The organism is Sphingobacterium sp. SRCM116780 (genome assembly GCF_021442025.1).
Lineage (GTDB): Bacteria > Bacteroidota > Bacteroidia > Sphingobacteriales > Sphingobacteriaceae > Sphingobacterium.
The window spans coordinates 2,870,408-2,896,611 of sequence record NZ_CP090446.1; the positions used below are offsets into that span (position 1 = coordinate 2,870,408).

21 protein-coding genes are annotated in these 26,204 nt (G+C 35.0%); 12 read left to right on the forward strand and 9 right to left on the reverse strand.

Annotated features, from left to right (window positions below):
* The first annotated feature begins 12 nt into the window (after window positions 1–12).
* A complete protein-coding gene (locus LZQ00_RS12400) occupies window positions 13–1,800 on the forward strand; it encodes a hypothetical protein (RefSeq protein WP_234509609.1) in 1,788 nt (595 codons plus the stop codon).
* A 97-nt stretch (window positions 1,801–1,897) separates the two neighbouring features.
* Here LZQ00_RS12400 and LZQ00_RS12405 read toward each other — a convergent pair whose 3' ends face one another.
* From LZQ00_RS12405 to LZQ00_RS12415, 3 genes are read right to left on the reverse strand one after another with little or no spacing between them, the layout of a single operon-like run.
* Window positions 1,898–2,803, reverse strand: coding sequence for a class I SAM-dependent methyltransferase (locus tag LZQ00_RS12405; protein WP_234509610.1), 906 nt, complete (start codon window positions 2,801–2,803; stop codon window positions 1,898–1,900).
* 55 nt (window positions 2,804–2,858) lie between these two features.
* A complete protein-coding gene (locus LZQ00_RS12410) occupies window positions 2,859–3,611 on the reverse strand; it encodes an ABC transporter ATP-binding protein (protein ID WP_234509611.1) in 753 nt (250 codons plus the stop codon).
* Window positions 3,612–3,626: 15 nt separating this feature from the next.
* Window positions 3,627–4,361 carry an MlaE family ABC transporter permease gene (locus LZQ00_RS12415; protein ID WP_234509612.1) on the reverse strand — a complete coding sequence of 245 codons (735 nt, stop codon included), beginning with the start codon at window positions 4,359–4,361 and terminating at the stop codon, window positions 3,627–3,629.
* Window positions 4,362–4,646: 285 nt separating this feature from the next.
* Between LZQ00_RS12415 and LZQ00_RS12420 the strand changes: the two genes are divergently transcribed.
* Both LZQ00_RS12420 and ispG read left to right on the forward strand, forming a co-directional pair.
* On the forward strand, window positions 4,647–5,594 hold the full coding sequence (locus LZQ00_RS12420) for a LiaI-LiaF-like domain-containing protein (protein WP_234509613.1): 948 nt from the start codon (window positions 4,647–4,649) through the stop codon (window positions 5,592–5,594).
* A 47-nt stretch (window positions 5,595–5,641) separates the two neighbouring features.
* The gene (ispG, locus tag LZQ00_RS12425; RefSeq protein WP_234509614.1) at window positions 5,642–7,654 is read left to right on the forward strand and encodes a (E)-4-hydroxy-3-methylbut-2-enyl-diphosphate synthase; all 2,013 of its coding nucleotides are present in this window, start codon (window positions 5,642–5,644) and stop codon (window positions 7,652–7,654) included.
* Window positions 7,655–7,714: 60 nt separating this feature from the next.
* Here ispG and LZQ00_RS12430 read toward each other — a convergent pair whose 3' ends face one another.
* Window positions 7,715–8,179 (reverse strand): T9SS type A sorting domain-containing protein, encoded by a 465-nt coding sequence (locus LZQ00_RS12430; RefSeq protein ID WP_234509615.1) that lies wholly within the window; start codon window positions 8,177–8,179, stop codon window positions 7,715–7,717.
* A 259-nt stretch (window positions 8,180–8,438) separates the two neighbouring features.
* On the opposite strand from LZQ00_RS12430, the gene LZQ00_RS12435 reads away from it, so the two are divergent.
* Both LZQ00_RS12435 and rlmF read left to right on the forward strand, forming a co-directional pair.
* The gene (locus LZQ00_RS12435; RefSeq protein WP_234509616.1) at window positions 8,439–10,382 is read left to right on the forward strand and encodes a KUP/HAK/KT family potassium transporter; all 1,944 of its coding nucleotides are present in this window, start codon (window positions 8,439–8,441) and stop codon (window positions 10,380–10,382) included.
* Window positions 10,383–10,537: 155 nt separating this feature from the next.
* Window positions 10,538–11,452: a 23S rRNA (adenine(1618)-N(6))-methyltransferase RlmF gene (gene rlmF / locus LZQ00_RS12440; protein WP_234509617.1), complete on the forward strand. Its 915-nt coding sequence runs from the start codon at window positions 10,538–10,540 to the stop codon at window positions 11,450–11,452.
* A 49-nt stretch (window positions 11,453–11,501) separates the two neighbouring features.
* Here the strand turns inward: rlmF and LZQ00_RS12445 are convergent, their stop codons facing one another.
* Both LZQ00_RS12445 and LZQ00_RS12450 read right to left on the reverse strand, forming a co-directional pair.
* Window positions 11,502–13,205, reverse strand: coding sequence for an amino acid permease (locus tag LZQ00_RS12445; protein ID WP_234509618.1), 1,704 nt, complete (start codon window positions 13,203–13,205; stop codon window positions 11,502–11,504).
* Window positions 13,206–13,283: 78 nt separating this feature from the next.
* Window positions 13,284–13,967: a hypothetical protein gene (locus LZQ00_RS12450; protein WP_234509619.1), complete on the reverse strand. Its 684-nt coding sequence runs from the start codon at window positions 13,965–13,967 to the stop codon at window positions 13,284–13,286.
* A 111-nt stretch (window positions 13,968–14,078) separates the two neighbouring features.
* Here LZQ00_RS12450 and tyrS point away from each other — a divergent pair, with 111 nt between their 5' ends.
* Window positions 14,079–15,362, forward strand: a complete 1,284-nt coding sequence (gene tyrS / locus LZQ00_RS12455; RefSeq protein WP_234509620.1) for a tyrosine--tRNA ligase — start codon at window positions 14,079–14,081, stop codon at window positions 15,360–15,362.
* 111 nt (window positions 15,363–15,473) lie between these two features.
* Entirely contained in the window at window positions 15,474–16,448 is a 975-nt protein-coding gene (locus LZQ00_RS12460; RefSeq protein WP_234509621.1) for an energy transducer TonB, read from the forward strand.
* A gap of 71 nt (window positions 16,449–16,519) precedes the next feature.
* On the opposite strand, the gene LZQ00_RS12465 is transcribed toward LZQ00_RS12460, so the two are convergent.
* Window positions 16,520–17,215: a DUF4397 domain-containing protein gene (locus LZQ00_RS12465; protein ID WP_234509622.1), complete on the reverse strand. Its 696-nt coding sequence runs from the start codon at window positions 17,213–17,215 to the stop codon at window positions 16,520–16,522.
* 155 nt (window positions 17,216–17,370) lie between these two features.
* Between LZQ00_RS12465 and LZQ00_RS12470 the strand changes: the two genes are divergently transcribed.
* Both LZQ00_RS12470 and LZQ00_RS12475 read left to right on the forward strand, forming a co-directional pair.
* Window positions 17,371–20,052, forward strand: a complete 2,682-nt coding sequence (locus LZQ00_RS12470) for an FtsK/SpoIIIE family DNA translocase (protein WP_234509623.1) — start codon at window positions 17,371–17,373, stop codon at window positions 20,050–20,052.
* A gap of 5 nt (window positions 20,053–20,057) precedes the next feature.
* Window positions 20,058–20,714, forward strand: coding sequence for a LolA family protein (locus LZQ00_RS12475; protein WP_234509624.1), 657 nt, complete (start codon window positions 20,058–20,060; stop codon window positions 20,712–20,714).
* A 56-nt stretch (window positions 20,715–20,770) separates the two neighbouring features.
* On the opposite strand, the gene LZQ00_RS12480 is transcribed toward LZQ00_RS12475, so the two are convergent.
* On the reverse strand, window positions 20,771–21,535 hold the full coding sequence (locus tag LZQ00_RS12480; protein ID WP_234514806.1) for a lytic transglycosylase domain-containing protein: 765 nt from the start codon (window positions 21,533–21,535) through the stop codon (window positions 20,771–20,773).
* 296 nt (window positions 21,536–21,831) lie between these two features.
* Between LZQ00_RS12480 and LZQ00_RS12485 the strand changes: the two genes are divergently transcribed.
* Both LZQ00_RS12485 and LZQ00_RS12490 read left to right on the forward strand, forming a co-directional pair.
* Complete coding sequence (locus LZQ00_RS12485; RefSeq protein ID WP_234509625.1) at window positions 21,832–23,400, forward strand: pseudouridine synthase; 1,569 nt, start codon at window positions 21,832–21,834, stop codon at window positions 23,398–23,400.
* A 108-nt stretch (window positions 23,401–23,508) separates the two neighbouring features.
* Window positions 23,509–23,979, forward strand: coding sequence for a nucleoside triphosphate pyrophosphohydrolase family protein (locus tag LZQ00_RS12490; RefSeq protein ID WP_234509626.1), 471 nt, complete (start codon window positions 23,509–23,511; stop codon window positions 23,977–23,979).
* Window positions 23,980–24,007: 28 nt separating this feature from the next.
* Here LZQ00_RS12490 and LZQ00_RS12495 read toward each other — a convergent pair whose 3' ends face one another.
* Window positions 24,008–24,955, reverse strand: coding sequence for a TIGR01212 family radical SAM protein (locus LZQ00_RS12495; RefSeq protein WP_234509627.1), 948 nt, complete (start codon window positions 24,953–24,955; stop codon window positions 24,008–24,010).
* A 115-nt stretch (window positions 24,956–25,070) separates the two neighbouring features.
* Here LZQ00_RS12495 and LZQ00_RS12500 point away from each other — a divergent pair, with 115 nt between their 5' ends.
* Window positions 25,071–26,096, forward strand: coding sequence for a LacI family DNA-binding transcriptional regulator (locus LZQ00_RS12500; protein WP_234509628.1), 1,026 nt, complete (start codon window positions 25,071–25,073; stop codon window positions 26,094–26,096).
* Window positions 26,097–26,204: the final 108 nt, after the last annotated feature.

Consider the following 26,204-nt stretch of genomic DNA (forward strand, 5'->3'; position numbering starts at 1 on the left):
AATAAAAATGATATGACGCATTCTTTCCACATTCCTGTTTTGGGATTAGCATTTTCGATAGATTCTCCATTAAAAGTCGCTCGATTTGGTATTTCTTCTGTCATCTCTATCGTAGATGATGAATTAATTGAACGCATTCGGGCATACTATTGTAAGATAAACAAGCGCGAATACTTACCCATCACAAAAAAAGATCACGATTACAGGGCAAATCGCATATCAAGCTACTTAAACTTAGTCTCCAAACTCGTACATGAACAGATGGAGAACATACGTACGCAGTTTTTTGAAGAAGGATCAGAAATTGAACGCTATTTTCAATTCATCCCAGAATCGCATCCTGCAAAAAAGATCTACTATGCAATGATCTCCGAGACGAACAATGTAGAAAAAGCTAAAAAGAAACAAAGTTTAAGATCATTTATTGAAGCGGGGGACATTGATGTCAACATCATGGCAAAGGTGGACAAGGTGAATTATGCGAAAAATGGGGATGCTCTTGAAGAAAAATTTTCAGATGCGCTAGCCGCATTACGTGGTTTTACAAATTCAAACTTACAGTCTTCCGTCATTCTATCTGCAGGGATGAATCCGCGATTATATTCCTATTTAGCTGAATTACCGGCTTTTTGGCAGAAAAAAGATGGTAGTTTTGACAAGAAATTGACCTTAAAAGTGAGTGATTATAGATCTGCATATATTCAAGCAAAGTTTTTGGCAAAGAAAGGAATTTGGGTTTCGGAATTCCGCGTAGAATCTGGACTAAACTGTGGAGGACATGCTTTTGCTACAGACGGTCTCTTACTAGGTCCTATATTAGCTGAGTTCAAAAATAAAAAACAAGCATTACAACAAGAGCTATTCACTAGCTATCGACAGTATTGGAGTCAAAAAGACATTTGTATTGAACATGCTCCTCCTATAAAATATACCGTTCAAGGAGGAGTTGGCACGGCAGATGAACACACATTTTTACTGAAACATTATGAGTTTGATGCTGTGGGTTGGGGGTCACCATTCTTGCTTGTTCCAGAAGCAACAACAGTTGATGAAGAAACTTTAGCCGCCTTGACTTCGGCAACAGCTGATGATTTCTATAGCAGTGGAGCTTCTCCCCTTGGAGTACCGTTTAATAACTTCAGAAAAAGTTCATCGGAACAATTACGACTCAAAAGAATAAAAGAAGGTAAACCTGGAAGTCCTTGTAAAAAGAAATATCTAGTTTCCAATATCGAGTATGGTTCAACGCCTATTTGTACTGCATCTCGTGCCTATCAGCATCTCAAGATTAAAGAATTGGAAGCAAAAAAATTAGACCCAGTCCGATATGAAAAGGAGTTTTCGGAGATTACCGAAAAAACATGTCTTTGCGATGGTCTTGCAGCTCCTGCTTATTTAAAATATAATATTTTAAAACCTAAAGAAAAAGATGCTGTTGCCATCTGTCCAGGCCCAAATACCGTATGGTTCAAAAATAAATTTTCTCTAGATCAAATGATCAACCATATCTATGGAAGAACAGATTTAATTCAAAATGAAGATAGGCCCTTTTTCTTTATCAATGAATTACGCCTATATGTCGCGCATATCAAAAAATATGTAGAAATGAATACAGCTACTGTCAACGACAAAAACATCAAATACTTAGAAAAATTTAAAACGCAACTTATGGAAGGGATTAATTATTATGAACAACTCAAAAATGAGTTATATGATTTTTCAAGTCATATCATTGCCGGTATTCCAGAGCAACTCAAAAATGCAGAAAAAGAATTAGCACAGATAACATTTCAAAACTAGTCCTTTAATCTGATACTAGATTCTCTCTCAGCAATGGATATAAAAAAATAAGGGACAGCTGTATGGCCGTCCCTTATTTTTTTATCGTTATTTAGCGCTATTCGGCTACTTTTCTAAACTTACCAAACACACCTAAAGGCAATTTTGGTCCTGCTGTAGCTTGTAAATACAATTCTCCAACTTCGAGATTTTCAACTTTAGGAAACGCGGAACGAATAAGGTTTTCGACAATAACAGAAGAAAAACCTAATGAATAGGTATTTAAAATCAAGAAATGTTCTTTTGGATCTAATAACTGCACCACATCATGCATCATTTCCATGATGTGATCTTCCAGCTTCCATTTCTCTCCTTTAGGACCATGCCCATATGCAGGAGGATCCAAAATGATACCATTATATGTATTCCCACGCTTCACTTCACGTTTTACAAATTTCAACGCATCTTCTACCACCCAACGGATATTATCAATTGCAGATAATTCTTGATTTTCATTCGCCCAAGTCACCACCTGTTTGATGGAATCAACGTGTGTCGTATCTGCACCAGCAGCACGAGCGATCAAAGAAGCACCACCTGTATACGCAAATAAATTTAACACCTTTGGTTTCTCGATTTTAAACGCACGAACGGATTGCGAAATATAATCCCAGTTTACTGCTTGCTCAGGAAAGATACCCACATGTTTGAATGAAGTCAATCCTAGACGAAACTTAATCGCTACATCATCATTCTTATATTGAATATGCCAACGATCTTGAATTTTAGGATTCTTTTTTAGCCATTCACCTGACGTAGCCGAGCGGCCTTTGAATTTAATATCCTGGCGTTTATTCCATTCTGTTTCCGAAAGTGCTTTTGGCCAAACAGCCTGAGGTTCTGGACGAATTAAAACTAAATCCCCAAAACGTTCTAATTTTTCGAAATCACCACAATCGATTAGCTCGTAATCTTTCCAATGTTGCGGTGTTAATAATTGTATATCTGTCGTAGTCAAAATCAATAATTTGGCGCAAAGATACGTAAATCTAAAAACAATTAGGCATAGACGATTCGGATTACATTGTTTCTTTCGCGCGCTTCATTAACGGGCTGGCAAATACGAAATCATTTAATTCTTTGACTTCTGACCGCATCATATCCTGATTGGAACCTTCCCAAAATTTTTCTCCTTTATACAGATACAAAATATACTCCCCTATGCCCATTACGGAGTTCATATCGTGGGTCACGACAATCGTAGTCGAGTTATACTCTTGTGTTAAATCTAAAATCAATTCATCGATCAAGATGGATGTTTCCGGATCTAAACCTGAGTTTGGTTCGTCACAGAACAAATATTTGGGACTCATGGCTATTGCTCTGGCGATCCCTACACGCTTTTTCATTCCTCCAGATAATTCTGAAGGGAAAAGCTTATTCCTCCCTTTCAGATTCACCCTTTCTAAACAAAAATTAGCACGATCTAATTTTTCTGATTTAGACATATCCGTAAACATATCTAACGAAAAAATGATATTTTGCTCCACAGTCATGGAGTCAAATAAAGCTGAATTTTGAAAAAGCATCCCTATTTCTTTTCGAATAGGGATACGGTCTTCAAAGCTTAATTTTGAAAAATCTTTACCATCAAATAATACACGGCCTTTATCCGACTCATGTAAACCAACCATACATTTTAATAAGGTACTTTTTCCTGATCCTGAACCTCCAATAATTAAACTGACTTTTCCAGGTTCAAAACTGGCATCAATACCTTTCAATACTTCGTTACTTCCAAAAGATTTATAAATATTCTCTATTTGTATCATGATTTTTAAACAGGATTACAGCATCAAAGCTGTTATGAGATAATCAGCTGCCAAAATGGTTATACATCCGACAACAACAGCTTTCGTACTTGCTTGCCCAACTTCCAAAGCTCCTCCTTTTACAGTGAAGCCTTTATACGCAGCGATGGAGGTAATAATAAAACCGAATGCAAAAGCTTTAACCAACGCAACTGTTACTGTAAATCCATTAAAGCCTTCTTGAATACCCATGATATAATCTGCAGGCGTTACAGCCCCAGAAAGGGCTCCACCCAAAAGTCCTCCAACAATGGCACAGAAGATAGCGATTATAACCAAAACTGGAACCATCGTGATGCCTGCTAATATTTTCGGTAATATTAAATAACCTGGAGCATTAATCCCCATGATTTCCAAAGCATCAATTTGCTCGGTCACCCGCATCGAACCGATTTGAGAAGAAATAGAAGAGCCTACACTTCCCATTAACACTAAAGCCGAAATCGTTGGCCCCAACTCTAAAATATTAGAATCTCTATTAATAGATCCGATGATTGAATTTGGAATCAAGTCAGACACCAATTGAAATGCAATTTGCATCGTCATAACTGCCCCAATGAAAGTAGAAATAATAACAATAAGTCCAATTGAACCTAACCCTATTTCATTCATCGCATGCATGGTCTCTTTCCAATAAATTTTTCCTTTCTCTGGTTTCTTAAAAACCGAACGTAGCAAGAGCAAATAAGAACCTATATGGTGAAATATCATATATTTTTACAGTGTTTTCTTCTTTAAAATCTAATATACCATTATAACACCAGATTATACAAAATGGTTTTCTATTGTTAGGATGATATATAACGAAGGTAAGCAATATTTAAGCGATGCAATAATTTTCCTTTAAACCAGTTGATTGCTATCATTCATTTACCGACTAAATGGTATATTTTACCGAGATTAGTAAATGAGTAACCTAATTATCAAAACCAAAAAATAAATTTTACAGTACATTTGTGCTATACAATAAAAGATAAATTAATAAACGCATATATTATGGACGCGAAAAGAATCACAACAGGCATTATATTTTTATTTATAGGAGTGGTACTTTTATTAAGTAAGATGGATGTCATCGAATTTAACTGGTTTGAGGTTATTCGTTATTGGCCATTATTGATTATATTATTGGGTGTCAATGTATTGGTACCGAAAAAGGATATCGGCTATATCATATCCATCGGCACTACTTGTGTTATTTTAGGAATATTCACCTTTATCGGACTCACAACTCCAAACCAAAGTTTACTATCGCGTATCATCAATAGCCGCAGCACAGTCAATACAAATACGGATGATGAGGATGATTTCAAAGATGCTTCGCATTTTGTCTTCGCAAAAAATACGCCCAATACAACACGAGCAACTGCAAATATCGATTTGGGTGCTACGGCTCTGATATTAAAGGACAGCACAGCAACAAACTTATTTGAAGCAAATAATAGTGCTGAAATGGCTTTTCTCTCGTTAAGTACCGTAATCGATGATGAACATGAGACGACAATAAATTTAAAAGGAAAGACCAAAAAGAATTTAGATTCAAAAGATAACCGGACGATTATCAAATTGAATAAAAATGTAGAATGGGATCTTAATTTTGATGTAGGCGCCATTGATATCAATGCGGATTTGTCTCCATTTAAAATCAGAAATTTATCTTTTGATACGGGTGCAAGTAGCACGAAACTTAAACTGGGTAATCCATTGCAGGATTCTAAAATCGCTATTGATGCTGGAGCGTCATCGATGGAAATTTACATTCCTAAGGGTGTTGCCTGTCAATTGATTTCGGAAATGGCCTTATCTTCAATTGATGTTGATGATAGTTTTCATAAAGATGATGAAACTGGTCATTATACAACCGCTAATTACCATAATGCAACTGCGAAATATGATATAACAATAGATGCAGGAATTACATCTGTATCGATCAGAAGATATTAAAAGAACTTACAATAATTGCAGTAGAATACATAACTTTGCAATTAGATATGGACACAAGTAAACTTTTGACATTACCTGGGATGTATTGCAATTCTCAAACCACTTATTCAAGATGGAAAACAAGAGAAGTGCAAATTGGGGATGTACCGATGGGTGGGGAAAATCCAATACGTATTCAAAGTATGACAACAATAGATACGATGGATACCCTGGGTTCTGTTGCGCAAACCATAAAAATGGTAGATGCAGGCTGTGAATACGTAAGAATAACAGCTCCATCTATTAAAGAAGCAAATAACCTGGCTAATATCAAGAAAGAGTTGCGCCTGCGGGGATATCACGTTCCTTTAGTTGCGGACATTCATTTTACACCAAATGCTGCTGAAGTTGCCGCACGAATTGTAGAGAAAGTGCGTATTAATCCAGGAAACTATGCGGATAAGAAAAAGTTTGATCAGCTCAGTTATACAGAGACATCCTATCAGGCGGAATTAGACCGTATCTATAAAAAGTTTAAACCGCTTGTCAATATTTGTAAAGAATATGGTACAGCGATGCGAATAGGTACTAATCATGGTTCTCTTTCGGACCGTATCATGAGCCATTATGGTGATACTCCAGAAGGGATGGTCGAATCTGCGATGGAATTCATCCGAATTTGTGAAGATTTAAATTATTATAATTTATGTATCTCGATGAAATCGAGTAATCCACAAGTTATGGTTCGTGCTTATCGACTGTTGGTTGAAAAGATGATATCGGAAAATATGAACTATCCGCTTCACTTAGGCGTTACAGAAGCGGGTGATGGAGAGGATGGCCGTGTGAAATCGGCTGTAGGCATAGGCACTTTGTTGGAGGATGGATTGGGCGACACTGTTCGCGTATCACTGACAGAAGAACCCGAAAAGGAGGCTCCTGTGGCTATCGCTTTAGTGAATCGCTATACAAAAAGACAGCATGCTTTTCAAACAGCGGAAATTCCGACTATCTTAGCATTAACAGATAACAATAAAACAACACCATATACTTCTAAAGAAGTAAACACATTTATTGGAGGTTCTTTGGTTCCTCGAGTAGTTGTTGATATTTCTAAACAGAATCTGAAAGATGCACAGATTTTATCGCAAGCTGGTTATCGTTATGATATCTTGTTAGATAAATACCATATGGGTGAACAGTCTGTCGATTTTGTTTATCTAGCCGATGAGTTACCGTCATTTAATATGCCGGCAAACTTAAAACAACTGTATAACTACAAGACTTGGAAGAATATCCAAAATAGAACAAATATTCATCCTTTGTTTACGTTAGAAGCGTTTAACCAAGCGGATGAAAAAGATCCTGTATTGAATCTTATTCAAATAAAAAATACAGATTTATCATCAGATCTGTTTGAAAATCTCCAACTGGATAAAACGGTTGTATTCCTATTAGAAACAATAGCTGTCCATGGAATGGCCGAGCAACGGCAGTTTTTCAAAAATCTTCAAGAAATAGGTATTGATAACCCGGTTATCATTAAAAGAACTTATGCCGTTGAAGATTTTTCAGGACCATTGGGTGATATCATGAATCCTGAAGAACCTATTTCTAAAATTCAGCTTTATACAGCAACAGATTTAGGAGCACTATTGATTGATGGATTAGGATCTGGTATTTGGATTGATTCTCCTGCGACACCATTAGATAAAATCGTATCCTTATCTTTTGGTATTCTTCAAGCGACAAGGTCTAGGATATCGAAGACTGAATATATTTCCTGTCCAAGCTGTGGTCGCACCTTATTTGATCTTCAAGAAACAACGCAAATGATCAGAAATAGAACAAATCATCTGAAAGGATTAAAAATAGGGATCATGGGTTGTATTGTCAATGGTCCAGGTGAAATGGCTGATGCAGATTATGGTTACGTAGGAGCTGGACCAGATAAAATCACACTTTACCGCGGACAGGAAGTCGTTAAGAAAAATGTAAGCACTGTACACGCTCTAAATGAGCTCATTGATATCATCAAATCAGATGGATTGTGGATTGATGAAAATGAAATTCCAAACTAAAAGAAAAAAGGCCTAAATGATCAAACATTTAGGCCTTTATATATTTTTGAATAAGTTCTATTATCGAACGGAGAATCTCTTTACAACAGTTTCTGATCCAGAAACTACACGGACAAAATAAAATCCTGAATTTAATTTACCGCTTGGATCAAAAGATAAGTTTTGATTACCAGCATCTAAAGTTCCATTCATTAACTGCAATACTTCATTTCCTAAAGCATCCATTACTTTAATAGCAACAGATGTTTGTTTGCCTAATTTAAATGATAAACTAATTTGTTCAGAAATGGGGTTATAAAAAACTTTTACGTTATTGATCAATTTATCAACGTCCTTACTGCTCTCCGATACCAAACGGAAAGAATTAGTATAAGAAACACGATCAAATCTATCAAAATAAGATTGGTTATCCTCATATTGAATCGACTTAGAAACATGTAATACAGAAGCATAACCTAAACTTCCTGTCAGTGAAATCACACTGAGCAGACATAAGTAAGCTATTTTCTTCATATTAATTTTCATGTTGCAATACTAGGACTCGTTGAATTGGCTTAAGTTTAATCAAATATAATATTTATAGACCAATATATCAACAACAAAAGTAGCATATTTGTTTAAATATTTAGCGCTTATTTAGAATTATTATTTTTCATTTAACAATTTTTAACAAGATTTGGCGTTGTCAAACAAAATGCTAAAATTTGGCACAAGTTTTTCAATGCTAACGAACCTTCATAATTAGGTTAAAAAGAAGGTTTTTCACTTAAAAAAAATAAAAAAAATGACGGCTAGTCATCAAAGTACCGCACAAAAAGTAAGTCTTGCAGGTTTACTCATTAGTTTAGGGATAATTTTTGGAGATATTGGTACCTCTCCTCTTTACGTTTTTAAAGCGATAATGAACAAAGGTGTAATTGATAAGGCGCTCGTTTTAGGAGGTTTATCATGTGTCTTTTGGACGATTACACTTCAAACTACTGTCAAATATGTATTAATTACGCTTCAGGCAGACAATAAAGGCGAGGGAGGAATATTATCCTTATTTTCACTTGTCAGAAAAAGAGCTCCATGGTTAATTTTTCCAGCGATGATTGGGGCGGCGACGCTTCTTGCTGATGGAATGATTACACCTGCGATCACTATTTCTTCTGCGATTGAAGGTTTAGACATTAAATACCCAGGTTTACCGACGATTCCGATCGTTGTTACAATCATTACCTTATTATTTGCTATTCAACGTTTCGGAACTTCTGTGGTTGGCAAAATATTTGGACCACTCATGTTGATTTGGTTTTCAACAATAGGTATTTTAGGTTTAACGAATATACACTTGGAATTAGAAGTATTAAAAGCATTTAATCCTTATTATGCCGTCAAACTATTAATTGCTTATCCCAATGCTTTGTTTATTATTGGAGCTGTGTTTTTATGTACAACAGGTGCCGAAGCACTCTATTCTGATATGGGGCACTGTGGTAAAGGAAATATCCGTATCAGTTGGATTTTTGTAAAACTTACACTTGTCCTCAACTACTTCGGACAAGGCGCTTGGTTACTTACTCAAGAAGGTAAAGTATTAGGGGAAAACAATCCTTTTTACGCCATTATGCCCCATTGGTTCTTGGGTTATGGTATCGCTATTGCCACCATAGCGGCAGTAATTGCCAGTCAAGCGATGATCTCTGGATCATACACTTTAATTTCTGAGGCTGTCCGCTTGAATATTTGGCCTAAAGTTGCCATCCGCTATCCAAGTGAACATAAAGGACAACTATATGTACCTTCTATCAATTTGATCTTGTGGGCAGGATGTATGGTTATCATCCGAATTTTTGGTGAATCCAGCAATATGGAAGCTGCATATGGATTGGCCATTAACCTCACGTTCCTCACAACAACCGTTTTGGTAACGTACTTTTTGGCAATGAAAAAAGTCAACAAATTTATCATCGCGTTGTTTACAGGATTCTATTTAGCATTAGAACTCATTCTTTTACTCGGAAATGGTGTAAAAATTGTTCATGGTGGTTGGTTAACGCTATTATTGGCATCCCTTCTATTTCTCATCATGTATGCTTGGTGGAATGCTAGACGTATTAAAAATAGATTTGTCAACTTCATCAATATTGACAAGTATTATCCAATCATTTCAGAGCTTAGTGAAGATAAGTCTGTACCTCCTTATGCATCGCATCTGGTATACTTGACTAGCGCTAATTTCAAATCAGAAATTGAATCTAAAATCATTTATTCGATACTGAATAAAAAACCAAAACGTGCAGATGTATATTGGTTGCTCCATGTTGATGTTATGGATCATCCCTATACCCGTGAATATACGATTGATCAGTTGATCCCTGGGAAATTAATTCGTATCGATTTTAAACTTGGTTTCAGAGAAGAACAACGGATCAGTTTACTATTCAGAAAAGTCGTAGAAGATATGGTAGAAAAAGGTGAAATTGATATTACCAGTCGATATGACACCTTACGCAAACACAATATCCCTGGAGATTTTAAATTTGTCGTACTGGAAAAGATATTATCAAAGGGAAATCAATTAAATTGGTTTCAACGTATCATCATGGAGATATATGGTTATCTTAAAAAACTAAGTTTATCCGAAGAAAAAGGATTTGGTTTGGATGCCAGCTTTGTGACCATTGAGCGTGTTCCGTTAAATTTACCGCAAACGTCGATCATCGATCTGAAAAGGAAAAATTAAAAAGAACAATTATAAAAAATGCTCCCAGAAAGTGAATCACTTTCTGGGAGCATTTTTTATGTCCAAGAAAAAGAAACATCGTTTTGAATCCAGACATATTTTATTTAACGGATGTCTTAAAATAAAAGCTTATTTTTGCGTCAAATACATAATATATGGCAGGAACAGCAACAACTCCCACAACGAAGAAACTTCATCCTAGAAATAAACATCTTCATGCGTATGATTTCGTTAAACTCATCAAAATCATTCCAGAACTAAAGGAGTTTGTTTTTGTCAATGATTACCAAACCAAAACAATAGATTTTACAAATCCTGAGGCAGTTAAACTGTTAAACAAAGGCTTACTTCAACAATATTACAATATTCAATTTTGGGATGTCCCCAAAGAAAATTTATGTCCTCCTATTCCTGGACGTGCTGATTATATCCATTATGTTGCTGATATCTTAGCGAAAGCAAATAACAATGAGATTCCGAAAGGAAAACAAGTTAAAATTTTAGACATCGGTGTTGGTGCAAACTGTATTTATCCAATTGTGGGCCACCATGAATATGGATGGTCATTTGTAGGATCCGAGATTGTAAAAAAAGCTTATAAGAATGCCATTGAAATCGTTCGGTTAAATCCGGAACTGAAGAACAATGTGCAAATTAGATTACAAAATAACCCGAAAGCCATTTTTAAAGATATTATCTTGGAGGATGAAAAGTATGATATGGTGATTTGTAATCCTCCTTTTTTCTCTTCTCAATTAGAAGCGTTAGCACAAGCTGATCGTAAAGTGAAAAGCTTAAAAACAACATCCGAAGATAAAATAGTACAGAGTTTCGCTGGCCAAGGGAGTGAACTCTGGTGTGATGGTGGTGAAAAAGCATTCATAGGAAGGATGATTTTTGAAAGCCAATTTTACAAAGAACAAGTAAAATGGTTCTCCACATTGGTAGCGCATCGCGAAGATATCAGAGGTTTACAACATAAATTAAAGAAAATGAATGTGACTGAAATGGAGGTCATCCGAATGGAACAAGGAAACAAAGTAGGTCGCATATTACTATGGAGATTCTAAAGACATAAAAAAAGCTCTAAACGTTGTTTAGAGCTTTTTTTATGCCATTTTATAAGGAAGATGACATACTGTCCCTATTTAACTTGGAGTGCTTATAGCCATATAAGAAATAGATCACAAGTCCACCAATCAGCCAAATAATAAAGATAATCCAGTTACTGGCTCCTAATTCTGTCATTAAATATAAATTAATCAAAATACCCGTTACAGGTAGTAAAGAGAAATTCATTTTAAAACTATAAATACTTAACCCCAACCAAGTCAACCAAAACACGATAATCAAAACTTTATGTTTGATAATCTCCATAAAAGGTAAGCTTTTCCATTCTAACAAGATAGATTGTCCGTAGATCAACATCAGCACGATGGTCACTAACAACCCAAGACCGACTAAGTATTTCCCATTTACATAAGGAACTTTGAATTTGGATTTTTGAGATAAACCAGAGAAATCCATATACAGCACACCTGCGCATACCATAATAAATGCAAAAAAGGTACCGACACTTGTTAGATCCACAAAAAAGTCCATTTTAAAGAACAATGACGGAATTCCCACGACTATTCCCGTGACGATCGTGGCATACGAAGGTGTTTTATATTTGGGATGCACTCTTGCAAATCGTTTTGACATCAATCCATCACGGCTCATGGTCATCCAAATTCTAGGTTGTGCCAATTGATAGACCAACAAGGCACTTGTAATAGCAATAACGGACGTAATGGAGATAATACCCGCCATATAATCGAACCCAACATATTTAAACACAAAAGCTAAAGGATCTTTTACATTCAATTCTGTGTAGTTCACCATTCCTGTTAAGACTAAGGTAATAGCCACGTACAATATCGTACAGATGACTAAACACCAGATCATTGCCTTTGGTAAATCACGTTGTGGATCCTTACACTCTTCTGCCGTGGTAGAAATAGAGTCAAAACCAATAAAAGCAAAGAATACTGCAGCGACACTTCCCATCACACCGTGCATACCGTTAGGAGCAAATGGTGTCCAATTCTCAGGCTTTATATAAAAAATACCGCCAAAAATAACAGCTAAAATAATTCCCACCTTGATCATCACCATGATGGTACTTGCACGTTGCGATTCTTTAATACCAATGTATACCAAAGCGGTCACCAAAACGGTGATGATACCTGCCGGTAAATCAAATATAATAGGTATTCCTCCTATGCGGGGAGCATTCAAATAAGCTTCTAATCCATGTTTATCTATAGCTGTTAAGCTATCTGCTCCTTTCTCCGAAAGTTTTTGTGCAGCATCTAAAGCATATCCTGGAGCCATAGACAGCCATGCAGGTATCTGAATACCGAATCCCTCTAACATCGATACAAAATATTGAGACCAAGAGATGGCAATAACAGTATTGGAAACAGCATACTCTAGCACCAATGCCCAACCAATAATCCAGGCAAATAGTTCTCCAAAAGCCACATATGCGTAAGTATAAGCACTCCCAGATACGGGAACAGTGCTTGCAAACTGTGCATAGGCCAAAGCGGTAAATACACAGGCAATAGCTGTGAATATAAACAAAAGCGAAACTGCTGGTCCACCTTCATAGCTCGCTAATCCTATTGTACTAAAAATCCCTGCGCCTACAATAGCTGCGATACCAAGTGAAACCAAATCTCGTACGCCAAGTACTTTTGCAAGTCCTGTACCTTCTCCATGCTCGGAGTCGTATAAAATCTGATCTACACTTTTCTTTCGAAAAAGTCTTTTAAACATGTAATGAATGTTAAATGTTAAGTAATTGGTTACGAAAATAAAAAAAATAAGGGTGATAGCAGGTATACAACAAAAATACTATTCGAAATCGATCATTTCGTGCTGTATGTAGTGGTAGATTTCATTAAAATTATTTAAATGGTCTTTCCTATATTGAGCCAATTTAGCGATTATCAATAAAACTTGTTCTTCTTGAATTTCAAAAGTCCATAATCTTCGACAAATTTGAAATAAGGATCGAGTGATCTGCTCTAAATCTGCATATTCGTAAATATATTTAACCTCTTTGAATTTATCATAAAAAACATCAAATTTTTGGATGTCATTTAATTCGTTTATCTGTAAGAAAGATCGTAAAGAATCGCGATTTACTTTTTCTAACATGAGATAAAACCGGTCAATAGATATGGCTTTATGTTGGATCAATTGATGATCCAAGAGTAGCTCTAACGCAATATGGGCAAAAAATGAGGGTCTAATTTCTAATCCTTGCAATTCTTCTTTAATACAATCTTTGATTTCATGTGTATGATGAAAGAAATAATCTGAATTGTGAAATAAACGGTCGACCTCAATATGTCCATTCCAGCCTTTCAATAATTCTCCATGTAACGGATTTGCACTTAATCGATCTTCGAAGTTATTTGGTCTCAGCGCAAAATCCTTATCAGCGTTTTTCAATAAGTCTGGTAATAGACTTCCTACAACCCGCTCTGGAGTAGTCGCAAAACGTTCAAAATAAAAGTGTGACAAAAAATTCATAACTACATTTTTATGTTTATCGCTATTATTTAACGAGAAATATGCACTCAATATACAGCTTAATCTCTTATATTTGTGGCTTATATTAAAAATTTTAACCCATTTTACACAATGAGCTTTGTAGAAGAATTACGCTGGAGAGGCATGCTTCAAGACATTATGCCCGGAACTGAGGACTTATTAAATAAAGAAAAGGTATCTGGTTATATTGGTTTTGATCCCACTGGAGACTCTTTACACGTAGGTCACTTGACGCAAATCATGACGTTAATCCATTTCCAAAATGCAGGACATAAACCTGTTGCTTTGGTTGGTGGTGCAACAGGAATGATTGGAGACCCTTCTTTCAAATCTGCAGAACGTAACTTATTAGACGAAAACACATTAAACCACAATGTGGAATGTCTAAAAAATCAGTTAGGCAAATTTCTTGCATTTGGAGAAGGTGTAAACGATGCCAAAATGGTTAACAATTATGATTGGTTCAAAGATTTTAAATTTTTGGATTTCATTCGTGATGTCGGTAAATTAATTACTGTTAACTATATGATGGCTAAAGATTCTGTAAAAAAACGTTTGGAAGGCGAAAACGGTCTTTCATTTACAGAATTTTCGTACCAATTGATTCAAGGATACGACTTCTATTATCTATGGAAACACCATAATTGTCAAGTGCAAATGGGTGGGTCTGACCAATGGGGAAATATTGTAACAGGTACGGAATTCATCCGTCGTCAAGATCAAGGAACTGCTTTTGCCATTACAACACAGTTGATAAAAAAAGCAGATGGTCAGAAATTTGGTAAAACAGAATCTGGTGCAATCTGGTTAGATGCAAAGAAGACTTCTCCTTACAAATATTACCAGTTTTGGTTAAACACTTCTGATGATGATGCTAAAAACTGGATCAAGATTTTTACATTAAAGTCACAAGAAGAAATTGATGCTATTATTGCGGAACATGATGCTGCGCCACACACACGTGCTGTACAAAAAGCTTTAGCACAAGATATCACCATCCGTACCCATTCGGAAGAAGCTTATGATACCGCTATTAAAACTTCTGATTTCTTATTTGGTAACGGAACATTAGAATTCTTGAACGGATTGGATCATGAAGGTGTTTTAGATGTATTTGAAGGTATTCCACAATTTAAGGTGTCTAGAGAGTCCTTAGTTAATGGAATTAATATTTTAGATCTTTTAGCGGTTACGACGCAAATTTTCCCGTCAAAAGGAGAAGCGCGTAAAATGCTGCAAGGTGGTGGTGTGTCTATCAATCGAGAGAAGGCAACCGATATTGAACAAAATATTGATACTTCTAATCTGATCAATGATCAATATATCATTGCGCAAAGAGGAAAGAAAAATTATTATTTGATTATTGCTGAGTAAGCAGAATCATCAATATAAATAGCCGTTTAAAGCGGCTATTTATATTTTGTAAAACTTTACTGCTATATCCTCATTTAAATGAGGATATAGCAACCACAATCTTTAAATTTTATGAGAAAAGAGATCCTACTTATTGTTCTGTTTGTACTGACTTGTATCACGGGCTATGCCCAAATTAGTTTTCAAACCCTATATACAAAAGATGGAAACGTAACGAAAGAATTAGAAAAAGCATATTACACACGAATCGTCAACATTCCAGATCAAAATACAAAAGATAGAATTGTTGAAGAATTTTATACATCCAATAAAGCGCTAAAACTACAAGGTACCGTAACAGATATCGCTGGAACAAAATTTAAAGGTAAAAAATATGAGCTCTTTGAAAATGGTAATCTGAAATCAGAAGAAATGTTCTCGAATCAATCAGAGCAAATTGATACGGCTTTTTATTATCATGAAAACGGAAAAATTAAATCTGTTCTATATTACCCTTTTACTATAGGTAAAAAAGGAAAATATAAAATTGAAGAACCTCTTTATTTAATCTATGAAGACTCAACAGGAAAGGTACTTTTAAAAGACGGAAATGGTTTTGCTGTTTCAGAAAACTCCTATAGTTACGAAGAAGGAAGTTATGTGAACCATAAAAAAGATGGCGAGTGGAAAGGACATTTTGACAACAAGAAATACACTTTCGTAGAAACTTTTAAAGAAAATAAACTTATATCGGGCGTTACAACGGATTCACTCGGTAATAAAACTTCTTATGATGCTACAAAAGGTTCGAAAGAACCCACCTATCCTGATGGAATCCTAGCATTGATGCGCTTCATTGGTTCCAACTATGATTATCCCAAACAAGCGTTACTTGCACGTATAAATGGCATCGTAGAAGTTGAATTCGTTATCGATAAAAGTGGACAACCAAAAGATTTTAAGATCAAAACAGACCTCGGTTATGGAACTGGAGAAGCAGCGATTAAGGTACTTAAAAAAATGAAAAACTGGGAACCTGGAGTGCAAAGGGGAATAACGGTACATGTCAAGTATATCATACCGATTCGATTAAATACAGTAGGATAAATAAAAAACCTGCTCTTTTCAGAGCAGGCTTAACCATTATAATCAACCAAAATTATAATCTAACTTTCAAGCTATTTATGCTTAACGATTTGAAAGCTATATTTTTTATTACTTTCATTGCTTGACTTTAATCCAGCAGCATAAATGGTATAGACTTCCTTATCTTCAGGTTTAAACTCTCCTACCAGTTCTGTCATACCCGCACCATTGATTTTCAAGGTATAGGTTTCACTACTCTTAATATTTTTAAATGCACTTAAATCTTTATACATTTTGTCTTTCACAGATAAACTATCTGTCGTATTCAATGTTAGTGTTAGTTTAGGTGCCTCTGGACTTAAATTCATAAATCTGAATTTAGCCAGTCCCGTTTTCAACACGCCAAAATCGTCTTCGGTAGCGAGTACATCTATTTTATCTTTTCCTATGATATACAAACTGTAATATTTTCCAGGTGTAAAATTTACATTTTTACGCACAAGTGCAGTATCACCAGCCATCGCCTTAGGGTCAAAGACTCGAACTAACCGATTGCCGGGATATGCGTTTTTATAATTTAAAACATGATTGTAGGAAAACACTTCCCAACCATTATTCAACTTGTTTTGGTCTAATCCGATATCCAAACCAGCAGAGCCAGGGACAACATTCACCGCTGACACCGCTGATATTTCTACATAAGAATAATCATCATCTAGCTTATTGCAAGAATTCAATGTCAGCATGAGGACCATTACAGTTAATCCAAAAAATAATGCCTTTTTCATTTTCATTTTTTTATTTTCAATAAAGTTCAACGACCGTCTGTATAAAAGACGTTTGTTATAAATAAAATGCTACAACGAAAAATAAAAGGTTTATAACACAATTAAATTTCCGTCTAAATACTTAAGTTTGTATGAAGGATAATTGTGAAATATTCATGTCAAATAAAGGAAATACATTTAGACCGTCTAGCGCTAATACATCAACGAAAAGGAGTACAAAAAAGGAAACTCCAATAAATAAAAAGTTCGAAAATAAAGAGCAATCTCCTGCTAGAGATTTATCAGAAGTGCAACAAAAATTAATTAAAATTTTTGGAGCTTTTCTATTGTTATGTGCTGTTTTATTGGGAGTTGCATTTGTCTCCTATTTATTTACATGGTCAGAAGATCAAAGTTATATTGCTTCTTCCAATGGCGGATGGGGCACAGTAATGAATACCGCTGATGAAATAGATGATCCTGACATAGACTTACCTATCGTTCAAAATAAACTAGGAAAATATGGTGCCTTATTTGCAAACCAATTTATTTACAATTGGTTTGGGGTTGCTTCGTTTCTATTCTTATTAGTATTGTTTGTAATTGGATATAGATTATTATATAAAAAATCAATACTACCTGTTTTTCGCACCATCATATATTCATTCATTGCTATTGTATTCATTTCGGTGACATTGGGTTTTTTCCATAGTTTTATAGAAAAGGCACCTCATATCTTAGAAGGAAAGTTTGGTTTTTGGACAAATAAATTATTAGAGGCGCAAATAGGAACTGTAGGTGTAGCTGGAATTTTAATCTTTGCGTGTCTTACAACATTAATTTTAATCTATAACTTGGACTTAAAATTTAGCATTTTTGACTCCAGAAAAAAGGTAGAAGAAGAATTTTTTGAAGAAGATGATGATGAAGACGATGGCAATTATAGTAATACCATTCGTAAATCTGAAAGTATTGACTCGGAACCTTTAGTCAATAGAAGAGAATCTTACACCCCTCCTCCTAGTCTAAATGATAAATTTCAATCTGGTAGAAATAGTGAAATCAAATTAAATGAGGAATCTGTTATTCCACATAAAGAAATCATTTTACCTGTCAACGAAATTCAACCAGAAAACAAAGTAATCATTCCTTTTGACATAGAAGACAGTTTTAACGTTGAGCAACATCCCAATCCTGTAGTAGATAATAGCATCTCTTTTACAGTAGATGAACCGTTAGAATTGGATCCTGTTATCGAAGTAGAAGAGCATCATGAGTTAGAAGTCGAATCGTTAAAAGAGGAAAAAACAATAACAGCGAATGATCTAGTTGCACAGTTTGGTCAATATGACCCTAAACTTGATTTGGCAGGTTACCAACATCCGACATTGGATTTATTAAAAGATTATGGTACTGGAAAAATTACTATTAATCAGCAAGAGTTAGAAGCGAATAAAAATAGAATCGTTGATACCTTAAGAAATTATAACATTGAAATTGAGCACATAAAGGCAACAATTGGCCCTACAGTTACTTTATATGAGATCATTCCGAAACCGGGAGTTCGTATTTCAAAAATTAAAAATTTAGAAGATGATATCGCGCTAAGTTTAGCCGCTTTAGGGATACGTATTATCGCGCCAATGCCAGGGAAAGGTACCATCGGGATTGAGGTACCAAATAGCAACCCTGAAATGGTATCTATGAAATCTATTATTGCTACCGAGAAATTCCAAAAAACAGATATGGATCTTCCTATTGCATTGGGGAAAACAATATCAAATGAAGTATATATTGCAGATTTAGCCAAAATGCCCCACTTACTCGTTGCGGGTGCTACTGGACAAGGTAAATCTGTTGGTATCAACGCTATTTTGACTTCATTACTTTACAAAAAACATCCAGCGGAATTAAAATTCGTATTGGTCGATCCAAAAAAAGTAGAACTTTCATTGTTCAAAAAGGTAGAACGTCACTTTTTAGCGAAGCTACCTGGAGAAGAAGATGCTATTATTACAGATACAAAGAAGGTTATCAATACATTAAATTCTCTTTGTATTGAGATGGATCAACGATATGATTTGTTAAAGAACGGTCATGTTCGTAATTTAAAAGAATATAATGCAAAATTTGTCAATCGCAGATTAAACCCTGAGGAGGGTCATCGATTCTTACCCTTTATAGTTCTTATAGTAGATGAGTTTGCCGACTTGATGATGACGGCTGGTAAAGAAGTAGAAACACCAATTGCACGTTTAGCACAATTAGCTCGTGCAGTAGGTATTCACTTAGTGATTGCCACCCAACGTCCTTCAGTCAATATCATTACAGGAACGATTAAAGCCAATTTCCCGGCTCGTTTGGCATTCCGCGTATTATCTAAAGTAGATTCACGTACTATTTTAGATTCTGGAGGTGCCGATCAGTTAATAGGTCGTGGGGATATGCTTTTATCAACAGGTAGTGATTTGATTCGTATTCAATGTGCATTTGTCGATACCCCTGAAGTAGAAATGATTTCTGACTTTATCGGTGGTCAGCGAGGATATCCTTCGGCATTTATGTTACCGGAATACGTGGATGAGAATGGCGATGGTTCAGGGTCAACAGATTTTGATTTCTCTGACCGAGATCAATTATTTGAAGAAGCTGCACGCCTAATCGTTATGCATCAACAAGGGTCAACCTCTTTAATCCAACGTAAATTGAAGTTGGGCTACAATAGAGCTGGAAGAATAATCGATCAATTGGAATCAGCAGGTATTGTTGGTCCTTTTGAAGGGAGTAAAGCACGTGAAGTACTTTATCCTGATGAATATTCTTTGGAACAGTTTTTAGAAACATTAAGGAAGGATTAAAAAAAATGAAAAAATCGATGAGCTTTTTGGTTAGCATGTTAACCTTAGTATGCGCGACCTCAGCTTTTGCACAACAAGATGCAGCTGCAAAAAAAATTTTAGCTGAAGTCAGTAAAAAATACGACAGTTATCAGAGTGTGCAAGCAAATTTTTCTTTTTCTGCTGTGCAGGGAGCTAACAAATCTGCATACGCGGATGCTGGTACTCTTTATTTGGATAAGAAAAATAACAGATACCAAATTTCGATGAAAAGTCAAGATATGATATCTGATGGTAAAAACCTCTATACGATCTTAAAGAATGAAAAAGAAGTTCAAATGGCAGAAGTAGAGAAAAGTGCTGATGCCATAGATCCAAGTAATATTTTTAGCTTTTACAAAACTGGATTTAAATATACGTTAGCGGCCAATGAAAAATCTGGAACAACGGTATTAAATGTAGTAGAATTAAGTCCAACGGACACAAAAAAGAATTACTCCAAAATCAAATTGCGCATCAATAAGTCTACAAAACTTATTCACGATGCGACTGTATTTGATAAAAATGGAGGTAAATACAATTATACCATTAAAACACAAACTGCTAACAAAAATTTAGACAGCAGTTTATTTACCTTTAATAAAGGAAAATATAGTGGGTATGAAATAGTGGATTTGAGATAATGAGATTACTATAAAAAAGAAAGGGCTTGAATAAAATTATTCAAGCCCTTTCTTTTTTATAGTAAATTTTCTTTTGAATTATCTTCGTCTTTATCTACTCGATTAGCATAGCGTGTATAACCATGCTTCTGTGGATTTTCGATAATTTCCTTCATTGAAATTAATTTATAGACATATGAACCTGTCTCATTATTTAATTTCAAATCGTAATAACTATCTTCTTTTTGGCGTCTGATTGTTCCTTTTAGGCTTCCCCCTCCTACATTATAGGCTGCAGCAACCAGGGTCCAATTTCCAAACTCCTTATACAGTGATTTAATGTATTTAGCAGCGGCATGAGTTGATTTAACCAAGTCTAATCTTTCATCAACGCTACCATTTACTTTCAATCCGTATAATCTCGCTGTAGCAGGCATAAATTGCCAGTAACCTCCAGCTCCTTTAGAAGAAACCACACCGCGATCCAATCCACTTTCTACTAATGGGATGTACTTGAAGTCTTCAGGAATATTATAAGATGCTAAAATCTTTTCAATCTTAGGCAGATAGGCTTCTGCTTTTTTATGTAGACTGTAAGAACCTCTTTTCTTAAAAGAGAAATTTTTAAAATATCTTAACAATTTGCTTTCTACATTGGGCCTATTAATAGGTAGTGTATCATTTGCAAATGTTAATGAACTTAAATAATGACTATTGTCGTCATCATCATTTTTTTCCTTTTCATCTCCCTCACGCGAAAGATTATTCGGCGCTATCACAGTAATGATCTTATCACCACCTCTAGCAATTCTGTTTGGGTTTGAGTACAATTTTGACAACACTAACGCTGACAAAATCAGACTACAACATAGTACTTTTTTTCTAAACATTCACTCCCTTAATGCTACCCTATCCACGATAAAATCGATCAAAAAATAGCTTGGTACAAATTCAAGGCAACAAAGATAAAGACTATTTGCCTAAAAAACAAACACTTACTACTTTTCAGGGTTTAAATCGCTTTAAACCTTGATTCTTTTGTAACTTTTGATCGACCATTTAAAAATAATTATAATTTCTAGCGAATAAAGGAATATTATAGCTAACTTTGCCGTTCACATTATTTTATCGTAATAAGATGCCATTCAGCAATAAAAGGAACAGTCGTGATGACAAGTCCAAAAACTCAAGAAGTACCTCAGAAAACTTCAAACCAAGAGGTGATCGTTCAAAGGATGAAAGATCCTCTAATTTCAAAGACAATAAAAGACCGAGAACTTCTTCATTCGGTAATAAAGATAACACAGACAAACCATACAATAACGACAGAAAATCTTTTGGAGGTGATAGACCGTTCAAAAAATTTGATGGGGAAAACTCTGACAGAAAAAGAAGTTTCGACAAACCGTTTAACAAAGATGGTAAATCTTTTGGTGGAGACAGACCGTTCAAAAAATTTGATGGTGAAAGCTCCGATAGAAAGAGAAGTTTCGACAAGCCGTTTAACAAAGATGGTAAATCTTTTGGTGGAGACAGACCATTCAAGAAATTTGATGGGGAAAGCTCAGGCAGAAAAAGAAGTTTCGACAAACCGTTCAACAAAGAAGGTAGAGCTTTCGGAGGAGATAGACCATTCAAGAAGTTTGATGGTGAAAACTCCGATAGAAAAAGAACTTTCGACAAACCGTTCAACAAAGAAGGCAGAGCTTTCGGCGGAGACAGACCGTTCAAGAAATTCGATGGTGAAAACTCCGATAGAAAAAGAACTTTCGACAAACCATTCAACAAAGAAGGTAAATCTTTTGGTGGGGACAGACCGTTCAGAAAATTTGATAATGAAAGCCCTGATAGAAAAGGAAATTTTGACAGATCGGATAGACAGTACAAATCTTCATACAAAAAATTCAATAACGAGGAGGATCGTAAAGAGTCTTCTGGTGAAAAAAAATATACAGAAAGACCTAAACGTTCTAAATATTCAAAAGAAGATGATGGTACAATCCGTTTAAATCGTTACATTGCAAACTCTGGCATATGTTCTAGAAGAAAAGCGGACGAACTGATTGCTGCTGGTGTTGTGAGTGTCAATGGAGAATTCGTGACAGAATTGGGAACAAAAGTTGATCCGGCTAAAGACGATATCAAATATAACGGTGAGCGCTTGAAACGTGAAAAAATGGTTTACGTTTTATTGAATAAACCAAAAGATTATATCACCACTACGGATGATCCTCAAGAACGTCATACGGTCATGGAGTTGGTTTCAAAAGCAACAAAAGAACGTATTTATCCTGTAGGTCGATTAGATAGAAACACCACTGGTTTATTATTAATGACTAATGATGGTAATTTAGCAGAAAAATTATCACATCCTCGTAATAATATCAGCAAGATCTATAACGTAGAATTAAATAAAAATTTAACACAAGGCGATTTCAATAAAATCGAATTTGGTTTGGAGTTAGAAGATGGTTTTATAAAACCTGATGATTTAAGTTTCGTAACGGGTGCAAGTAAAAAAGAAGTTGGTATCCAAATTCATAGTGGTAAAAATCGTATCGTAAGACGTATTTTTGAATCACTAGGCTACGAAGTAATTAAACTTGATCGTGTTGTATATGCTAACTTGACTAAAAAGGATTTACCTAGAGGTCGTTGGAGATATATTGAAGAACGAGAATTAGTTCAATTGAAACATTTAATTTAGAAATTACTCTTATTAATATAGAAAGCAGCTTTTATAGCTGCTTTTTTTCTTACAATCTCTTTTTATAATTACAGAATATTATATAATTTAGCAAAAATCATCCATATCATGACAGATCCAAAAACGTTAACATCGGTCGCTGAATTTCATAAAACTTTTCAACATCCGATTTTAGATACCCCTACTATTCCTGACGAAAAAAGAAGTGCATTACGTGTATCTCTGATTGCCGAAGAATTAAAAGAACTAGAAGAAGCAATTCAAAATAATGATCTTGTAGAGGTAGCAGATGCCTTGTGTGACATTCAATATGTATTATCAGGTGCTGTTCTTGAATTTGGCTTAAAAGACAAATTCAACGCCTTATTTGAAGAGGTACAACGTTCAAATATGAGCAAAGCTTGTCAATCGATAGAAGAGGCAGAAGCAACGATAAAACATTATAAAGATACAAAGGATGTGGAGAGTTATTATAAAGAAGTGGATGGGCTATTTTTAGTCTTCAGAGCTGAAGATAATAAAACACTGAAATCCATTAATTATTCTCCGGCTGATTTAAAATCAATCATAGAAGGATAAAAAGAAAGGGCTGTATAGCCCTTTCTTCTTATCCTAAATATTTAGAGCCTTGAATGGCTTTTTTTCTTTCTAAAGCCTTGTCAATATAGCTTTGAATTGCGGATTTCTTCATTCCCCAGTTGGGTGCAATTAATAGATCTTGATCCGCCAATCCAAATAAACGCTGAATCACAATATCTGGTCGTAATAATGGAATAAATTCGGCCAGAAAATCACAATATTCATCAATAGAAAATACATGGAAAGGTTCTCGCTTATACTGAACTCCCATAATAGAACCTTCTACGATATGTAAATGATGCAACTTCACAAATTTAATTTGAGGATGCTTATTAATTTCATTCGCATATTTCAGCATCATTTCCTTTGTTTCCCATGGAAAACCGAAAATCGTATGTACACAAATTTCCAAAGGACTATTTTCTACCAATTTTAAAGCTTTTTGCAACTCTTCATGTGAACATCCCCGGTTTATACGGTTCAACGTATCATCATAGATCGACTCCATACCCATCTCCAAATCAACATCAAAACGATCACAATAGCTCTCCAATAAGGCTACTTTCTCAAAATCGATGCAATCTGGGCGTGTTCCTACAGACAGTCCGACTGTATCCTCGGGGCATACTGCTAAAGCTTCATCATACATTGTTTTTAAAAAATGAGCTGGAGCATAGGTGTTGGTATTCGGTTGAAAGTAAATGACAAATTTATCGGCACGGTAACCTTCCCTAGCTCTTTTAATTCCTTCTTCTACTTGTTCACGAATGGTTGGTAATTTACGAGCTGATTCTGGCGTAAATGAATCGACATTACAATACGAACAACCGCCATATCCCTTACTTCCATCGCGATTAGGACAAGTAAAATTTCCATCCACGATAACTTTATATACGCGTTGACCATTATATTTTTTCTTTAAATAAGATCCATAATGATTGTATGGCTTTTGTCCTATATCTAATAATGTGCTCATAAATACAAAGATAGAAAGATTTCATAGGATTTAATTATTTGGGTTATATTATATACAGGCCAATAATAGATTTCATTATTCAATTTAGTATCTTTATAAGTTATACCAGGAAACTATGAAAAAAATAACCCTTAAAGATATTGCAATTGCGTTAAACTTATCAGTATCTACTGTTTCCAAAGCCCTCTCTGATAGTCATGAAATCAATAAGGATACAAAAAAGAAAATTGCCGCTTATGCTCGTAAACATAATTATCAGTATAACACATTAGCAAGAAGCTTAAAAACAGGTAAAACGAACATTATAGGTGTTATTGTCTCGACCATTAGCAATTCATTCTTTTCTCAGATTTTGGAGGGAATCGAAGAGTCGTCTCTGATGCAACAATATAATGTTATTATCATGCAGAGTAGAGAGAATCCTGCTATAGAAAAAAAATGTATTGATATTTTATATTCTAAAGGAGTCGATGGTATATTAATTTCACCCGTATCTGATAGTGCAAACTTAAACTATCTACAACAACTGCATCAGACAGACTGCCCGATTGTAATTTTCGATCGTATCAATAACCATCTCAATACCTTCAAAATAGGAATAGACAATAAAAAAGCTGCAAAAAGAGCTACCCAAGAACTTATTAATAGAAATTACAGAAATATCTTACATATAACGGGACTTAATAATGGCGTTACAAATGAACGACTTACAGGTTTCCAAGAAGCCCTCAAACAAAATAACATCACTTTCCAAGAGCATAATCTTTTAAGATGTGATCTTTCACAAATAGAAATTGTAGAAAACCAAATCTTAAATAAGCTAACTAAATTAAAACAAGCGAATAAAAGTCCAGATGCAATTTTTACAGCAACTGATTTATTGACAAATAGAACTATAGGTTTGCTTGCGCAACAAAAAATAAAAATACCAGATGAAATTGCCTTAATTGGTTTTTCAAATACCAACTATGCTTTTTCCTTTAACCCTCCGTTAACTTGTATTTCTCAACCAGCTAAAAATATCGGAAAGTTAGCCATTGAGAAAATGATTAATATATTAGACTTACGTATGAAAAAGAGAGAAATTGTTTATGAAACAATAGCATTAGAGGCTGAACTAATTATTCGTGAATCTATCTAGTTTACCCAGTACTATTTCAATTCAATCTGATTCCCATACGAAGTTTAATTCCTGTGTTATACAGCCTTTATAACCAAAACAAAAGGGAATAATTGCTTATTCCCTTGT

What these genes read in the sequence shown, in the direction of transcription:
- ispG (WP_234509614.1), top strand. Translation starts at nt 5,642, where the DNA reads ATGGACACAAGTAAACTTTTGACATTACCTGGGATGTATTGCAATTCT.
- LZQ00_RS12490 (WP_234509626.1), top strand. Translation starts at nt 23,509, where the DNA reads ATGACAGATCCAAAAACGTTAACATCGGTCGCTGAATTTCATAAAACT.
- LZQ00_RS12500 (WP_234509628.1), top strand. Translation starts at nt 25,071, where the DNA reads ATGAAAAAAATAACCCTTAAAGATATTGCAATTGCGTTAAACTTATCA.
- LZQ00_RS12415 (WP_234509612.1), bottom strand. Translation starts at nt 4,361, where the DNA reads ATGATATTTCACCATATAGGTTCTTATTTGCTCTTGCTACGTTCGGTT.
- LZQ00_RS12400 (WP_234509609.1), top strand. Translation starts at nt 13, where the DNA reads ATGACGCATTCTTTCCACATTCCTGTTTTGGGATTAGCATTTTCGATA.
- LZQ00_RS12445 (WP_234509618.1), bottom strand. Translation starts at nt 13,205, where the DNA reads ATGTTTAAAAGACTTTTTCGAAAGAAAAGTGTAGATCAGATTTTATAC.
- LZQ00_RS12485 (WP_234509625.1), top strand. Translation starts at nt 21,832, where the DNA reads ATGCCATTCAGCAATAAAAGGAACAGTCGTGATGACAAGTCCAAAAAC.
- tyrS (WP_234509620.1), top strand. Translation starts at nt 14,079, where the DNA reads ATGAGCTTTGTAGAAGAATTACGCTGGAGAGGCATGCTTCAAGACATT.
- LZQ00_RS12470 (WP_234509623.1), top strand. Translation starts at nt 17,371, where the DNA reads ATGTCAAATAAAGGAAATACATTTAGACCGTCTAGCGCTAATACATCA.
- LZQ00_RS12450 (WP_234509619.1), bottom strand. Translation starts at nt 13,967, where the DNA reads ATGAATTTTTTGTCACACTTTTATTTTGAACGTTTTGCGACTACTCCA.
- LZQ00_RS12475 (WP_234509624.1), top strand. Translation starts at nt 20,058, where the DNA reads ATGAAAAAATCGATGAGCTTTTTGGTTAGCATGTTAACCTTAGTATGC.
- LZQ00_RS12430 (WP_234509615.1), bottom strand. Translation starts at nt 8,179, where the DNA reads ATGAAAATTAATATGAAGAAAATAGCTTACTTATGTCTGCTCAGTGTG.
- LZQ00_RS12495 (WP_234509627.1), bottom strand. Translation starts at nt 24,955, where the DNA reads ATGAGCACATTATTAGATATAGGACAAAAGCCATACAATCATTATGGA.
- rlmF (WP_234509617.1), top strand. Translation starts at nt 10,538, where the DNA reads ATGGCAGGAACAGCAACAACTCCCACAACGAAGAAACTTCATCCTAGA.
- LZQ00_RS12435 (WP_234509616.1), top strand. Translation starts at nt 8,439, where the DNA reads ATGACGGCTAGTCATCAAAGTACCGCACAAAAAGTAAGTCTTGCAGGT.
- LZQ00_RS12410 (WP_234509611.1), bottom strand. Translation starts at nt 3,611, where the DNA reads ATGATACAAATAGAGAATATTTATAAATCTTTTGGAAGTAACGAAGTA.
- LZQ00_RS12465 (WP_234509622.1), bottom strand. Translation starts at nt 17,215, where the DNA reads ATGAAAAAGGCATTATTTTTTGGATTAACTGTAATGGTCCTCATGCTG.
- LZQ00_RS12460 (WP_234509621.1), top strand. Translation starts at nt 15,474, where the DNA reads ATGAGAAAAGAGATCCTACTTATTGTTCTGTTTGTACTGACTTGTATC.
- LZQ00_RS12420 (WP_234509613.1), top strand. Translation starts at nt 4,647, where the DNA reads ATGGACGCGAAAAGAATCACAACAGGCATTATATTTTTATTTATAGGA.